Source organism: Pseudomonas sp. P129 (genome assembly GCF_020312195.1).
Taxonomy (GTDB): Bacteria; Pseudomonadota; Gammaproteobacteria; order Pseudomonadales; family Pseudomonadaceae; genus Aquipseudomonas; species Aquipseudomonas fragariae.
The window spans coordinates 149,595-164,934 of the sequence record NZ_JAGPYS010000003.1; the positions used below are offsets into that span (position 1 = coordinate 149,595).

The 15,340-nt window shown below is 62.2% G+C and carries 13 protein-coding genes; 7 read left to right on the forward strand and 6 right to left on the reverse strand.

Features of this window, described 5'->3' with window-relative positions:
* The first annotated feature begins 20 nt into the window (after positions 1–20).
* Positions 21–1,385, forward strand: coding sequence for a DUF1329 domain-containing protein (locus KBY02_RS10440; RefSeq protein ID WP_024660938.1), 1,365 nt, complete (start codon positions 21–23; stop codon positions 1,383–1,385).
* A gap of 209 nt (positions 1,386–1,594) precedes the next feature.
* Positions 1,595–4,324 carry a LuxR C-terminal-related transcriptional regulator gene (locus tag KBY02_RS10445; protein WP_096127125.1) on the forward strand — a complete coding sequence of 910 codons (2,730 nt, stop codon included), beginning with the start codon at positions 1,595–1,597 and terminating at the stop codon, positions 4,322–4,324.
* Positions 4,325–4,348: 24 nt separating this feature from the next.
* Here KBY02_RS10445 and KBY02_RS10450 read toward each other — a convergent pair whose 3' ends face one another.
* From KBY02_RS10450 to rutA, 6 genes are all read right to left on the reverse strand, one after another.
* Positions 4,349–5,530, reverse strand: a complete 1,182-nt coding sequence (locus KBY02_RS10450; RefSeq protein WP_011266757.1) for an HD-GYP domain-containing protein — start codon at positions 5,528–5,530, stop codon at positions 4,349–4,351.
* 256 nt (positions 5,531–5,786) lie between these two features.
* Positions 5,787–6,323 carry an NADH-dependent FMN reductase RutF gene (rutF, locus tag KBY02_RS10455; RefSeq protein ID WP_024652678.1) on the reverse strand — a complete coding sequence of 179 codons (537 nt, stop codon included), beginning with the start codon at positions 6,321–6,323 and terminating at the stop codon, positions 5,787–5,789.
* 26 nt (positions 6,324–6,349) lie between these two features.
* The gene (rutD, locus tag KBY02_RS10460) at positions 6,350–7,129 is read right to left on the reverse strand and encodes a pyrimidine utilization protein D (protein ID WP_103714089.1); all 780 of its coding nucleotides are present in this window, start codon (positions 7,127–7,129) and stop codon (positions 6,350–6,352) included.
* A gap of 41 nt (positions 7,130–7,170) precedes the next feature.
* Positions 7,171–7,554: a pyrimidine utilization protein C gene (rutC, locus tag KBY02_RS10465; protein ID WP_003408714.1), complete on the reverse strand. Its 384-nt coding sequence runs from the start codon at positions 7,552–7,554 to the stop codon at positions 7,171–7,173.
* Positions 7,555–7,564: 10 nt separating this feature from the next.
* Positions 7,565–8,302: a pyrimidine utilization protein B gene (gene rutB / locus KBY02_RS10470; RefSeq protein WP_225650313.1), complete on the reverse strand. Its 738-nt coding sequence runs from the start codon at positions 8,300–8,302 to the stop codon at positions 7,565–7,567.
* Positions 8,302–9,384: a pyrimidine utilization protein A gene (gene rutA / locus KBY02_RS10475; protein WP_054092400.1), complete on the reverse strand. Its 1,083-nt coding sequence runs from the start codon at positions 9,382–9,384 to the stop codon at positions 8,302–8,304. Before rutA ends, rutB begins: the two co-directional genes overlap by 1 nt.
* Before the next feature lie 293 nt (positions 9,385–9,677).
* On the opposite strand from rutA, the gene rutR reads away from it, so the two are divergent.
* The 5 genes from rutR to KBY02_RS10500 all read left to right on the forward strand — a co-directional run bounded on the left by rutR (position 9,678) and on the right by KBY02_RS10500 (position 15,247).
* Positions 9,678–10,406 (forward strand): pyrimidine utilization regulatory protein R, encoded by a 729-nt coding sequence (gene rutR, locus KBY02_RS10480; protein ID WP_024640133.1) that lies wholly within the window; start codon positions 9,678–9,680, stop codon positions 10,404–10,406.
* Positions 10,407–10,619: 213 nt separating this feature from the next.
* Positions 10,620–11,711, forward strand: coding sequence for a BMP family ABC transporter substrate-binding protein (locus KBY02_RS10485; RefSeq protein ID WP_024640132.1), 1,092 nt, complete (start codon positions 10,620–10,622; stop codon positions 11,709–11,711).
* Positions 11,708–13,219, forward strand: a complete 1,512-nt coding sequence (locus tag KBY02_RS10490; protein WP_225650315.1) for an ABC transporter ATP-binding protein — start codon at positions 11,708–11,710, stop codon at positions 13,217–13,219. The genes KBY02_RS10485 and KBY02_RS10490 overlap by 4 nt, the downstream gene beginning before the upstream one ends.
* Complete coding sequence (locus KBY02_RS10495) at positions 13,212–14,321, forward strand: ABC transporter permease (protein ID WP_225650317.1); 1,110 nt, start codon at positions 13,212–13,214, stop codon at positions 14,319–14,321. Before KBY02_RS10490 ends, KBY02_RS10495 begins: the two co-directional genes overlap by 8 nt.
* Positions 14,321–15,247 carry an ABC transporter permease gene (locus KBY02_RS10500; RefSeq protein WP_003316999.1) on the forward strand — a complete coding sequence of 309 codons (927 nt, stop codon included), beginning with the start codon at positions 14,321–14,323 and terminating at the stop codon, positions 15,245–15,247. The genes KBY02_RS10495 and KBY02_RS10500 overlap by 1 nt, the downstream gene beginning before the upstream one ends.
* The last annotated feature ends 93 nt before the right edge of the window (positions 15,248–15,340 follow it).

Sequence of the window (15,340 nt, forward strand, 5' to 3'; positions counted from 1 at the left end):
TTTTCAGGATGACGATGAACATGAAAATAACAAAAAATCTGTTGCAGGTCGGGGTTCTGGGTATGTCGCTGCTGGCGACGGGTGTGATGGCGGCGGTGTCCGAGTCCGAAGCGGCAAAGCTGGGCACCTCGCTGACGCCGATGGGCGCGGAAAAGGCCGGTAATGCGGCCAACACCATTCCGGCCTGGAGCCCGATGCCGAAAAACGCCGGGGCGGTGGACAGCAAGGGTTTCCTTGCCAACCCGTACGCCAGTGAAAAACCGCTGTTCATCATCACCGCGGCCAACGTCGAGCAGTACAAGGACAAGCTGGCGCCGGGCCAATACGCGATGTTCAAGCGCTACCCGGACAGCTACCGGATTCCGGTCTACCCGACCCATCGCGGTGCCACCGTGCCGGATGACGTGTTCGCCGCGATCAAAAAAAACGCCACCACCAGCAAGCTGGTCGGTGGCGGCAGTGGCCTGGAAAACTTCGATACGGCCATCCCGTTCCCGATCCCGGCCAGTGGCGTCGAGGTCATCTGGAACCACATCACCCGCTACCGCGGCGGCAGCGTCAAGCGTCTGGTCACCCAGGCCACACCACAGCCCAACGGCTCCTACAGCCTGGTGTATTTCTCCGATCAGTTCGTGTTTCGCGACAAGATGAGGGATTTCGACCCGAAAAATCCGGGCAACGTGCTGTTCTACTTCAAGCAGGAAGTCACCGCTCCGGCGCGTCTGGCCGGTGGCGTGTTGCTGGTGCATGAAACTCTGGACCAAGTGGCCGAACCACGCTCGGCGTGGCTGTACAACGCCGGTCAGCGCCGCGTGCGTCGTGCGCCGCAGGTGTCCTACGACGGCCCCGGTACTGCCTCCGACGGGCTGCGCACCTCCGATAACCTTGACATGTACAACGGCGCGCCGGATCGCTATGACTGGAAACTGATCGGCAAGCAGGAAATGTACATCGCCGCCAACAGCCACAAGCTGGACGATCCGACGCTCAAGTACGCCGACATCATCAAGGCCGGCCATATCAACCAGGACCTGACCCGCTACGAGCTGCGCCGCGTCTGGCACGTGACCGCCACCCTCAAGGAAGGGCAGCGTCATATCTATGCCAAGCGTGACTTCTTCATCGATGAAGACACCTGGCAGGCCGCCGTCATCGACCATTACGACGGGCGTGGTCAGCTGTGGCGCGTGGCCGAGGCGCACTCGGAAAACTACTACGACAAGCAAGTACCGTGGTACGCGGTAGAGACGCTGTACGACCTGCAATCGGGTCGCTACGTGGCGTTGGGCATGAAAAACGAAGAGAAGAAGGCCTACGAGTTCGGCTTCACGGCCGGCACCAGCGACTTCACCCCCAACGCGCTGCGTCAGGAAGGGGTTCGTTGATACCTGACCGATACACGCTGTAGCGCAGCGCCTGCCTTGTGCGCCTGAAAAGCCCCTTGATCGGGGCTTTTTAAGTTGTGGGAAGTGGCCTTATAAGCTGTAGGAATTTTGTTACAGTCTTTTCGGTGATGGCCTTTCAAAAGTAGCGATTTACCCGCTAGTCTCCGAACACCGCGATGCCGAAACAACGATTCCTACACGAGCCGGCCATGACTGATCTGTCCCGAATGCAAGGGTTTGCAGACGGCGCGATTCCTGCGTTGGAAGGGCGGTTTTTCCGTCCACCTCTGCCTGAGGGTTATGTTCCCCGTGCGCGCCTGTGTCAGCGTCTCGATGCCGGGCTTGGCGGCCGACTGCTGCTGGTCTGCGCCCCGGCCGGGTTCGGCAAGAGTTCGCTGGCTGTCGAGTTCTGTCAGGGGTTGCCGGACAACTGGCAAAACGTATGGCTGGGTCTGAGCGCGCGGGACAGCGACCCGGGTCGTTTTCTCGAGCGTTTGCTGGCCAGCCTTCAACAGTTCTTCCCGCAACTGGGTACTCAGGCGATGGCTTTGCTGAAGATGCGCCAGCGCCACCAGCCGTTTGCCTTCGAGGAGTGGCTCGACGGCCTGCTCGACGAGTTGGCCATGCACCTGATGCTGAGCAAGCCGCTGTTGCTGGTGCTCGATGACTATCATCTGGCCCAGGGGCCGGTACTCGATCGCTGCCTGCAGTTCCTTCTCAACCATCTACCGGCCGGGCTGGTGGTCATGGTGACCAGCCGGCAGCGCCCGGACTGGCATCTGGCACGCTTGCGTCTGACGCGGCAGTTGCTGGAAATCAACGAACAGGACCTGCGCCTCACGCACGCCGAATCCATGGCAGTGCTGGAGCGGCACAGCGGATCGCTCGACAGCGAGGCGTTGCAAAGCCTGATTCAGCGCAGCGAAGGCTGGGTCGCCGGGCTGCGCTTCTGGTTGCTGGCGGCGTCCGAAGCCGGTGATGAAAGCGCCTTGCCCCAGACGCTGCGCGGCAGTGAGGTGCTGATTCGCGAGTACCTGCTGGAAGAAGTGATCGACTGCCTGCCGGCCGATGTTCAGGCGTTTCTCTACGACACCGCCTGCCTGGAGCGTTTTTGCGCCGAGCTGTGCGACGCCGCGCGGGATGGTCACGACAGCGCCGGGATGCTGGGTTATCTGCAGGCGCATCAGGTCTTTCTGGTACCGCTGGACGAGCAGGGCCACTGGTTTCGCTATCACCATCTGTTTTCCGATCTGTTGCGCGCTCGGCAGGCGGCCGGTGCACCACCGACCCGCCTGCACCTCAATGCCTGCCGCTGGTTCAGCGCTCAGGGCCAGCTCGACGAAGCGGTCGAGCAGGCGTTGCGCGCCGGGCATCTGGATGTGGCGGCCAATCTGGTGCAGAACCTCTCCGAAGAACAGCTGCTGGCCGAACAGAATGTCGGCATGTTGCTGCGCTGGAAGATGGACTTGCCGGACGACCTGTTGACCAGCACGCCACGCCTGATCGTGCTTTACGCTTGGGCGTTGGGGCTGGCCTGCCAGCTGGATGCCGCCGAAGAGCTGGCCAATCAACTGAGCCGGTTTCTGCCGGCACCCTCGGCAACCGCTCAGAAATCCATGCTCGCCCAATGGCTGGCGCTCAGCGGCATCATCGCCCGTGGCCGCGGAGACAGTGAAAAGACTCAACATTATTGCACCGAAGCCCTGCTGAGCCTGCCGGAAAAACGCTATGGCCAGCGGCTGGTGTGCCTGTCGACACTGGCCAACCTCGCGGTCGCCAGCGGTGATCTGTGGCGCGCCCGCGTGTTGAATCGCGATGCGCTGGAGCTGGCGCAGCGGGTCGCCAATCCGTTGTTCGAGGCGCTGGCGCATTACGACCGCGCCAGAGTTCTGCAGGCGCGTGGCGAAATTCTCCGCGCGCTGGAGGAAGTGCGGCAGGGGCAGCAACGCCTCAAAGGCTTGTCCACCGTTCGGCTCTACGCGGTCCGCGCGCGCCTGACGCTGTATGAAGGCTACTTGCTGACCCTGCGTCTGCAGGTGGACGAAGGGCGGGTGTTATTGCTGGCCGGTCTGGCCGAGGCACGCGCCTGCCGCGACATCAGCGTGCTGATCGGTCACTGTGTAATAGCCACCATGGAAGGCTGCACCGGCCGCTTTGCCGAAGCCTTCGCCGAACTCGCCGAGGCCGAACGGCTGATGCACATCTGGGACGTGCCGCCGATCTACTACCTGGCGATGATTACCCTGGTCAAATGCGAGCTGTGGCTGTTGCAGGGGCGCATGGACCTTGCCGAAGCGTGGCTGCTGCGCCTGACGCAGACCTACAACGGCGGTCTCGGTGCTGCGGCCCCCGAGTGCCATCCGCAACTGCCGCAATACATTGAGTTGCAGCGTGCCGTACTCGAACGACAGCAGGGTGACGGCGTTGCCTGCGAGCAGCGCTTGCAGGCGCTCGAGCGGCGCGCTCAGGAGGTGGGGGCGAAACTGCTTGGACTGATCGCCATGACCCAGCAGATCGGCTTGCTGCTGAGTCAGGCGCGACGCGACGAGGCGCGGGCATTGTTGCTGCGCAGCCTGCCCGCAGCGTCCGGCGGTGCATTGATGCCGTTCAAGGCGCTGCTGGGCGAGCACCCCGAGTGGCTGCATGAGCAACTTGTGCAACTGCCACCCTGCCGGGTTCAAGCTGCATTGCTGGAAAAGCTTCCGGCCTGTTGCACGCCGTCGCCCGAGGCGGCACATGGCGGCGATTGCCTCAGCGTGCGCGAACTGGGTGTGCTGCAACTGATTGCACAGGGCTGTTCCAATCAGGAAATCAGCGAGCAGCTGTTCATCTCCCTGCACACCGTCAAGACTCACGCCAGTCACATCAACAGCAAACTGGGGGTCGAGCGTCGCACTCAAGCGGTGGCGAGGGCCAAGACACTGGGCTTGCTGGGTTGACGTCAACGGCGTTCACCGGGCCACTCAGGCCGGGCTGCCCGCCCACAGCGTATCGACTTCTTCCAGCCCCCAGTCGGTGGTTTTTTCGATTCTGGCGATCCTGTCCGGGTCGGAAGGGCAGTCCAGGTCGATGACTTGTGCGGCGAACGTCTTGCCGGTGCGCGCTGACATGAAAACCTTCACTTTCGGTTTCAACAGCGACGCTTGACCTTGTTCGACCACCACGCCGAGGCGCCCGCTTTCCAGGCGTACCAGTGTGCCGATCGGGTAAATACCCACGGTCTTGACGAAGCTTTGAAAGACCACGTCGTCAAAATGTCCCTGCCACGACGCCATCTCGCGAATCGAATGGGCAACGCCCCAGCCCTTTTTGTAGGGGCGGTCGGAGGTGATGGCGTCATACACGTCGCAGACCGCGCCCATGCGCGCGAAGATGCTGATCTGGTCGCCTTTCAGGCCGTGCGGGTAGCCCGAGCCGTCGACCTTTTCGTGGTGATGCAGGCAGACGTCAATCACCGACGCGGCCACGGGCTGCGTGTCCATGAGGATCTTCACGCCCAGTTCGGGGTGGGCCTTCATGATCTCGAATTCGTCGCGGGTCAGGCGGCCCGGTTTGTTGAGCACCGCCGGGGCAATCATCATTTTGCCGACATCGTGCATCAGCCCGGCCACGCCAGCCTCACGGACCTGATCGTCAGGCATGCCCATGCGTTTGGCCAGCGCGACCATCAACGCGCAGACCGCCACCGAGTGCATGTAGGTGTACTCGTCGGACGTCTTCAGGCGTGACAGGCTGATCAGCGCGTGCGGATGGCGCAGGATCGAGTTGGAGATTTCCTCCACCAGCAACTGCACATTGTCGACATCCATGGCCCGGCCCATGCGCGCTTCGGTAAACATGCACATGACCGCATCTCTGGCCCGTCCGCAGATCAGCCTGGCGCGCAGCATTTCCTTTTCGAGGCTGGCCGGCGTTGTATCGTCGCTGGCCGATGGCGTTGAGGGCCGGGGGGCCAAGACGCGGCTTTTGCCGGTTTCGATCCAGACTTCTTTGGTACCTGATTGCTGAATGCGCTCGAGCACTTCAACGTCATCGAGCATGACTTCGACCAGGCCTATCCAGAATGGGTCATTGGTCCAGCGGCGGCAGATCTTATGGATGTACATGCCCAGGGCAAGATCAGCCACCGGTATTTTCTTCAGCATGCTCAGCCACCTGCGTGCGTAGGCATGCCTGGTGGCGGGTAAGCGCAACGAGCATACGATGGACTGCTGGCGGCTATCAGCAGAATGCAGGCGCTGTTGATCGACATGACTTCACCTCGTTGACTGCAAGGATTGTTCTGATCTCACAGTGCCAGTATACGGAGCTGTCGCAAAAAATCATGTCTATTTGGTACATTCCGGCGGGCTCATTCTGGCTGGTTCATTCTGGAAGTCCGCCAGTCAACCGGCAAAGCCCTCAGGCCGCTGGCGTTTCGCTCGGCAGGTGATGATAGCGACGGCCGAAGTAGACCAATGCATCTGCACCGCTCTGATGCCTGATATCCACCACCTCGCAGAACAGAATGTCATGCGTGCCGACGCTGACTGACTGGCTCACTTTGCAGTCGAGCGCCAGTTTTGCACTGTCCAGGACCGGTGCGCCGGTCACGCCGGCCTCCCACTGCCCGCAGGCAAAGCGCTCCTGCTGGGAGCTCTTGCCGCCGAACAGGTTGGACAAGTCCTGCTGACCGTTGCCCAGCGTATTCACGCACAACGTGCCGTTCTCGATGAAGGCGTCATACACCGACGCACTGCGGTTGATACAGACCAGCAGCGTCGGCGGTTGATCCGTCACGCTGCACACGGCGGTCGCGGTAAAGCCGGCGCGTCCGCCAGGGCCGTCGGTGGTGATGAGGTTGACGGCGGCGGCCAGGCCGGACATCGCATCGCGAAACGCCAGCTGGCTGACAGCGGCGATGGGCAGAATGGCGGGAGTTGCAGAGGAGGTAGGCATTGGAAGAGTCCTTTCAGGGTTGTGTGTCAGGGTTGTGTGCTGAGAAAAGCACGCAGGGCGCGTTGGAAGGGCAGTGGATCGGTAATGTTCGAGGCATGGCCGCCATATTCCAGCAGCACCAGCGTTGCATTCGGCAGGGCGTTGGCCAGGTGCCGGGATTGCTGCCAGGGCACCAGCATGTCGTCGCGGTTGGCAATCAGCAGGGTCGGGGTGTGAATGCGTGAAAGATCGGCCGCCACGTCGAAGGTTTCCAGCGCATGGATGCGCCGTAGCAGGTTGTCGGTGTCGGGGAAATGCGCCAGAGCGTGGGCTTCGTCGTCGGCCAGCCGCGGGCCGTTGGCGGCGATCCAGTCTGCCGGGTAGAGGAACAGCGCCTGAGCCTGTACGTAGGCCTCCGGTCCGCTGTTCAGCAGCAGTTTTTTGCGCACTGAAAAGCAGCGCGCGCTGTGCGGGTTCGGATTGCTCCAGGCATTGATCAGTACCTGGCTTTGCAGCAGTTCCGGGCGCAGCAGGGCCAGTTCCAGACCCACCAGGCCGCCCAGTGCATGGCCCATGAAATGGCAGCGCTGGATATCGAGTGAGTCGAGCAGGGCCAGCAACTCGATAGCCATGTGCCGGATCGAGTAATCCGCCGGCAACACCGCAGGGCTGCGCCCGGTTCCGGCATGGTCATAGACGAGCACGCGGTAGTCGCGGGTCAGCAGTGCCAGGTCATCCGCCCAATAGCGGCCAGACCCGCCCAGCCCGGAACTGAGCACCAGGGTCGGTGCATCGGCATGCTGGCAGGCATGAAACTCATGGAACATGGGTTTTCTCCGGGTGGGCGTCAACTGCCCACGGTCGCGATTCAGCCGATGTGGGCGATGCTGGCGATTTCGATCAGCGCCTCGGGTTTGACCAGGCCGCACTGGATGCAGTAACGGGCTGGCTTCTCGCCGGCGAAATACTCGGCATATACCTCGTTGACCTTGGCGTAGTCGGCCCAGTCACGAATCATGATCATGTTGAAGGTGACATCGTCCAGCGTCCCGCCCGCGGTCTCGACCACGCTTTTGATGGCTTCCAGCACGTGACGGGTCTGCGCAGTGGCGTCGCCGACGTGTACCACGTTGTTGTCCTTGTCGAACGGCAGCGTGCCCGAGACATAGAGCACGCCGTCGGCCATGGAGCCCGGTACGAACGGCGCGATGGGTTTGCTGGTGCCGGCAGGGATGATCGCTTTCTTGGTCATGCTGGTGTCCTCACGAAGGTTGCCCGACAGGGCTGAAAGTGGTGCAGAAGTCATCGACGCTGGAAACCCAGCCAAAGAAGGTTTCGATGTTGAACAGCGCGGCTTGCTGAGCGAATTCGGGGCCTGCCTGATGGGTCGCGTCAGCCAGCACCACGCCGAAATATTCCAGGTGAAAGCCGTCGCGCAGGGTCGACTCGACACAGACATTGGTGGCGATGCCGGTGAACACCAGGTTGCGAATGCCGCGGCTGCGCAGCACGCTGTCGAAGCTGGAATTGAAGAAGCCGCTGTAGCGGATTTTCGGCACCACGATGTCGCCAGGCTGTGGCGTCAGTTCGTCGACCAGCTGGTAGTCCCAACCGCCCTTGGCGAGCAGTTGCCCTTCGAGCTCCGGGCGCTTGCGCATGGTTTTCAGGGCATTGGATTTGTGCCAGTTCGGTGAGCCGGGGCCACCGGCTTCGACATAGGCCGGGTCCCAGCCATTCTGGAAAAAGATCACCGGAATGCCTGCTGCACGCGCGGCGGCACAGGCCTTGTTGATATTGGCGATGACCGGCGCGGTGCTGCTGACATCGAACCCGGCCAGGTCCAGATACCCGCCGAGCGAGGCGTAGGCGTTCTGCATGTCGACCACCACCAGCGCGGTTTCGCCGGGTTTCATGCGCAGCGGCTCGGGACGGGCGGGCAGCTCGCGGGCGGGCTGCAGGTCCGGCAGGTCAACGCCTGCGACGGTTGTCGGGGTTGTCATCAGACCACCTCCCTGAGCTGCGCGATGTGCTTGCGGCTGGTCATCAGTGGCTGGATCTTCTCGCCGAAATCCTCGACCCCTTTGACGAAATCATCGAACGTCAGCATCACGCCCTGAGTCCCCGGCACACTGGCCACCTCGTCGAGCATTCTCGCCACCGTGGCCCACGAGCCCACCAGCGTGCCCATGTTGATGTTGACCGCCGAGGTCGGGTCGGCCATCTGTCGCAGGTTGGAGCCGGCACTTTTATCCGCCGAACCTTTTTCGCTCAGCCAGGCGATGGCTTCTTCGTCGGCACCGTCCTTGATGTGCTCCCAGCGAGCGCGTGCGGCTTCGTCGGTATCGTCGGCGATGATCATGAACAGCACGCAGGAGGTGACGTTGCGGCCGGTCTTTTCATTGGCTTCGAGCAGTTTCTGTGCGGTCGGCGCGAAGGCCGTGGGCGTGTTGACGCCTTTGCCGAAGCAGAAGTTGTAGTCGGCGTATTGCGCCGAGAACGCCATGCCCGCTTCACTTTGACCGGCGCAGATCAGCTTCATGTCGGCCTGTGGGCGAGGGCTGACGCGGCAGTCCTGCATGCTGAAATGTTCGCCCTTGAAGTCGCTGCTGCCGGTGGCCCACAGGTCGCGCAGAACCTGAGCGTACTCGGCCAGGTATTCATAGCGGGTGTGGAAGAACTCGTCGCCCGGCCACAGTCCCATCTGCTCGTATTCCGGCTTCTGCCAGCCGGTGACGAGGTTGATCCCGAAGCGACCATTGGAGATCGAGTCGATGGTCGAGGCCATGCGCGCGGCAATGGCGGGCGGGATGGTCAGAGTGGCAACGGTGGCGAACAGCTGGATCCGGCTGGTGACTGCGGCCAGACCGGCCATCAGCGTGAACGACTCCAGGTTGTGTTCCCAGAACTGCGTCTTGCCGCCGAAGCCACGCAGTTTGATCATCGACAGCGCAAAGTCGAAGCCATAGCCCTCGGCCTTCTGCACGATCTGTTTGTTCAGCTCGAAGGTCGGCATGTACTGCGGAGCATTGCTGGAAATCAGCCAGCCGTTATTGCCGATGGGGATGAAGATTCCAATGTCCATATGAGGCCTCTCTGCGTGGGTCGATGCGTGCCAAAGCGCGACTGGCGGCACTTGAATCGCCTTTCAATCGTCTCTCAATAAGCTTTTGCATTAAGCGGGCCATAAATTTTTATTGTTTTTATTCAATAGCTTGTGAATTTTTCCTGTTCGTTTCAGACCATTTGGTCCGAATCAGAGCACTTGGTTTGTGCGCGGCGCACGCAGATGGGGCAGGGCGGACGGCGCAGGCAATCCGTATCGACAAAACAGCTGCGCCCGTTAAGATGCCCGCTCATTTCGGCATCACTGGATGGATGTGCGTGAACAAGAAACCTCCCCTGGCTGACCCGGCGAACAAACGCGTACGCAAGGCCAAGCCAGAGACTGTGGTCAAGACGACCCGCGAACCCAGTGCGACGTCCCTGAAGCGGCGCATGCGCCTGATGGAAGGCAAGCGCACGCTGATTCTCGATGCGGCGCTGGAGATATTTTCCCGCTACGGCGTGCATGGCAGCAGCCTGGATCAGGTCGCGAGCCTGGCGGATGTCTCCAAGACCAACCTGCTGTATTACTTCAGCAGCAAGGACGACCTGTACCTGAACGTGCTGCGCCAGCTGCTCGAGGTATGGCTGAGCCCGCTGGTGCACTTCACCGCCGACAAGGAGCCGGTGCAGGCGATCAGCGCCTACATCAAGGCCAAGCTGGAGATGTCCCGCGATCACCCGGCCGAATCCCGGCTGTTCTGCATGGAAGTGATGCAAGGCGCACCGCTGATTCAGGGCGAGTTGCAGCACCCGTTGCGTGACACGGTGCAGGCCAAGGTGGCGGTGATTCAGCACTGGATCGACAGCGGTCAGCTGGCGCCCATCAATCCGCACCACCTGATTTTCACCCTATGGGCGACCACCCAGCATTACGCCGACTTCCGTACTCAGGTCGAGGCCGTGACCGGCAAGACCCTGGATGATCCGGCGTTTTTCGACGAGGTGCTGACGAGCCTGCGCAGCATGGTTCTGGACGGGATCCTGCCGCGCAAGGCGTGAATGGACCTCGCCGGGCCTGACCCGCGCACCCCGCTCGCGCAGTGCGCGGGCGTCCTGCACAAACCAAGTGCTCCGATTCAGACCATTTGATCTGCTTTCTTCGTCTCGATGGCGTCAGGTCGTTGTTCCATAGCGCTTTTCCTGTACTGGCATGGATGCTGCTAATGCCTGCCTGTGCGGTCCTCATCGGCCATTACCCTCAGGAAAACGTCTATGTACAAGAAACTGTTGCCCGGGACATTGTGTGCGGCCGTAGCGTTGGGAGCGGTCAGCCTTGCTCAGGCTGAAGGGTTGACCCTCGAAGGGAAGCCGAAAATCGCCATGGTGTATATCAGCCCGCGCAATGATGGCGGCTGGACTCAGGCCTTCGACGAAGCGCGCGTGAAGCTGGAGAAGGATCTGGACACAAAAATCCAGTACGTCGAGAGCGTGCCCGAGAACGCTGCGGCGATTACGCCGGTGGTCGACCGACTCATCGCACGCGGTGCCAACATCATCGTCGGTACTGCATTCGGCTATTCCGACACCTTTCTTGCACTGGCCAGGAAATACCCGAAAGTCGCGTTCCTGAATGGCTCGGGCACCACCAATGCACCCAACCTCGAATCGTTTTACGGGCGTACCTACGAGAGCCAGTACCTGTGCGGTATGGCCGCAGGCGCGGCCTCGAAGACCGGCAAGCTGGGGTTTGTCGCCGCCAACCCGTTCGGCCAGGTCAACTGGACCATCAACGCCTATGAACTGGGCGCCCGGCAGATCAATCCGAAGGCCACCGTCACCGTGGTCTATACCGGTGCCTGGAACGACCCGGTCAAGGAACGCGCAGCAACCATGGCGCTGATCGACAATGGTGCCGACGTGGTCGGTCAGCACGTCGACAGCCCGACACCGCAGATCGTCGCTCAGGAGCGCGGCATTCATGGCACCGGCCACCATCGCGACCTGAGCGAGTTCGCCCCCAAGGCGACGGTCTGTTCTTCGCTGTGGGTCTGGGATCGCTTCCTCGGGCCTGAGCTGAAGAACATCATTGCCGGCAACTGGACGCCGCCCGCCAACGGCGCGCTGCTGTCGATGCAGCAGGGCGGCACCGATATCAAGCTGACTGCGGACACGATCATTTCCGATGCGGACCGCAAGAAGATCGAGGCCGAGCGCGCCGAGCTGCTGGCCGGCCGGAAAATCATCTACAGCGGCCCGCTGGCCGATCGTGACGGCAAGGAGCGGGTGGCGGCCGGTCAGCAGTTGTCTGACCCGGATCTGTGGAAAATGGACTGGTTCGTCGAAGGCGTGAAGACTCAGCAATGAGTCAGGTCAATGCGCTGCAACTCACCGGCATCAGCAAATCGTTCGATGGCTTCAAGGCGCTGATCGACGCCGACTTCACCGCCTGTTGGGGTGAAGTGCACGCGCTGCTGGGCGAGAACGGTGCAGGCAAGTCCTCGCTGATGAACATCGCCGCCGGGCTGTATGCACCGGAAACCGGCACCCTGCTGCTGGACGACAATCCGGTTCAGCTTCAGGGCCCTAGGGACGCCAGCCGCTACCGGATCGGCATGGTTCACCAGCACTTCAAGCTGGTGAAACCGTTCACGGTGGCGCAGAACATTCTCCTGGCACTGCCCGAGCAACCCGGCGAAGGCAGCTATCGCAAGCGGCTGCGTACGCTGGAGCAGGAGATTATCGGCAAGGCCGAGGCGCTGGGTTTTGCGATTGACCCGGCGCGCACCGTCGACAGCCTGTCGGTCGCCGAGCAGCAGCGCGTCGAGATTCTCAAGGTGCTGCTGGCCGGTGCGCGGATTCTGATCCTCGACGAGCCGACGGCAGTGCTGACCGATCAGGAAGCCGAGCGTCTGCTGCTGACCGTTCAGGCATTCGCCCGGCAGGGTGCGGCGGTGGTTCTGGTTACGCACAAGATGGCTGACGTCAAACGCTATGCCGACCGGGTAACGGTCATGCGCGGCGGGCGCACGATACAGACCCTTGACCCGCAGCGTGTCAGCGTCGAGCAACTGGTGCAGTTGACGGTGGGCGAATCGGTGCCGGTTGCCGAGTATCAACCGGCGACACCCGGTGAGGTGCGTTTGCAGGTCAAGGACTTGCGCAGCGTCGGCAGCAGTACGCTCAATGGCGTCAACCTGACCCTGCACGCCGGGCAGATTTACGGCATCGCAGGCGTGGGTGGCAATGGTCAGGCCGAGCTGGCCAACGCGCTGATGGGGTTGGCGCAAGCGACCGAGGGTGAAATCCACATGACCGGGTTTGGCGATTTGCGCGACGCGTCGGCCGATCAGCGTCGGCAGTTGCGCATCGCCTCGATCCCGGCCGACCGCTACGGCGCGGCGCTGGCCGGGTCGCTGTCGGTGGCCGAGAACTTTGCTATCGGCAACATCCACAGCGGGCAATACGGCTCTTTCTTGCGTCTGGGCTACAAGCGTCTGAAGCAGGACGCGCAGCGCGCCGTGGCGGACTTCGACGTACAGGGCGTGCGCTCTCTCGATCAGAAAGCTGCGCTGTTGTCGGGAGGCAATGCCCAGAAGCTGGTGATCGCCCGCGAATTCAGCCGCGACCCGCAATTGGTGCTGGTGCACAGCCCGAGCCGCGGCCTGGATGTGCGTGCCACCCAGGCGGTGCACGCCCGTTTGCGAGCAGCACGGGACGCGGGTGCTGCGGTGCTGGTGATCAGCGAGGATCTGGACGAGGTATTGGCCCTGGCTGACCGTGTTGGCGTGATGAACGGCGGGCGCATCGTCGCCGAGTTCGCGCACCCTGCCGACCGGCAAGCCATCGGCAAAGCGATGGTGAGCCATGACTGAATCAGTACAACCGATGACATCCGCACGGCAACCCTTGCTGGCGCGGCGCTACACCCTGGAGCTTCGTCAGCAGACCGGCCGGCTATTGCAGGCGCTGATCATTGCTCTGGCGTTGCTGATCGGACTGACGATCTGCACCGTGATTCTGATTCTTGCCGGCGTGCCTGCTGACGAGCTGCTCAACGAGTTCGTCGTGCAGACGGTGTTCGATGCGCAAAACTTCAAGGCAGTGCTGTTTCAGGCATCGCCGATGATCATGGTCGGGCTCGCCGGGTGCATGGCGTTTCGGGCGCGTTTCTGGAACCTGGGGCTGGAAGGCCAGATGATCTGGGGCGCGATTGGCGCCACGGCGATTTCGCTGTTTCAGGTGGGCCCGGAGGCTTTGCGTCTGCCGCTGATGATGGCGGCAGCCGTGATCTGCGGATTGTTGTGGAGCCTGGGGCCGGTGCTGCTGAAGCTCAAGTGGCAGGTCAACGAGATCATCTCGACGCTGATGCTCAATTACATCGCCGCCAATTTCCTCCTGCACCTGGTGTACGGCAGTTGGAAGGACCCGCGCGACAACTTTCCCTATTCCCCCGCGTTCCAGAGCTTCGAGCGGCTGCCCGACCTGTTTGCCGGGTATAACGCGGCGATCCCTCTGGCGCTGCTGGTCACTGGTCTGACCCTGTGGTTCGTCGGTGTTTCGCGGGCCGGGCTGTACCTGCGCTTTGTCGATGCCAACCCGAAAGTTGCCGGAGCGGTGGGCGTACCGGTGCGCAAGATGATCATCGGCACCGTGCTGCTGTCGGGCGCGCTGGCCGGGCTTGCAGGTTTTGTCGTGACCTCGGGGCAGGAAGGGCGCCTTACTCAATCGTTCTATCAGGGCTACGGTTTTTCCGGGATTCTCATCGCCTTTCTGGCCCGCAACAACCCGGTGGCCGCCACCGTGGTCGCGTTGCTGATCGCCATGCTGTTCGTGGCCGGGCGCAACCTGCAGGTGTTCTATCAGATTCCGTTTTCGATGGTGCAACTGATCCAGGCGATTCTGGTGATCTGCGTCGCGTCGTCGGACTTTTTCATCCGCCATCGCCTGCGACGCATTCAGGCAGGAGAACGTTGATGGAGCTTATTTCCCACTGGCTGGGCAGCGCACCGGATTTTGCCGTGCCGTTCGCCCTGGCAGCGCTGGGCCTGATCCTCATCGAGCGCAGCGGTGTACTGGCGCTGGGCGTCGAAGGGCTGATGCTGGTCGGCGCACTGGCGGGCATCGGTATGCAGTTGAGCCTCGGCTCGCCGGGCCTTTCGCTGCTGGCGTCGATGGCGGCGGCAGGTCTGGTGTCGTTGCTGTTTGCGCTGATGGTGCTGGTGTTGCGGATCAACCAGGTGATCGCCGGGCTGGCGCTGGTGTTCTTTTGTCAGGGCTTGACCGGGCTACTGGGCACGCTGCTGGGCTGGACCAACCGTCCGGTCAGCGGCCTTCAGGCGGTCGAGCTGTGGCCGTTGTCCGAGCTGCCCGTGGTGGGCCGGGTATTTGTGCAGAACCCGCTGGTGTACCTGACCGTGGTGATTTTCATCGCGGTGGTCTGGCTGCTCGATCGCACGCGCACCGGGCTGCGTTTGCGCGCGGTGGGCGAGAACCCGCAGGCCGCCGATGCCGCAGGTATTTCCGTGCTCGGTTACCGCCTGGCGGCGATTGTCGCCGGCTCCGCGTTGATGGGGCTGGCCGGCGGTTTCATTGCCGTGCTCAGCACCAAGATGTGGATCGCCGACATGACCGGCGGACGCGGCTGGATCGCGGTTTCACTGGTGATCTTCGCGCGCTGGTCGCCGTGGCGTGCGCTGGCCGGTGCCTTGCTGTTCGGCGGTATCGAGGCGCTGATTCCGCAGTTGGCGGCAACCGGCGTGCGCCTGCCTCAGTATTTCGTCTTGATGACGCCCTATGCGGTCACCCTGTTGGTCATGGTCTGGGTGGCGAGCGGCAAGCGTCAATCGAGCAGCCAGCCCGGTGCGCTGGGCGAACCCTACATTCGCGAGGAGCGCCGCTGAGCGCAGAAGCCCGCAAGACGGGCGGTTCAGCACGGGTTAAGGAATTTTTGATAGCGGGTATGCTCTAATCCGGTTACCAGCGTTCGTCAAAAC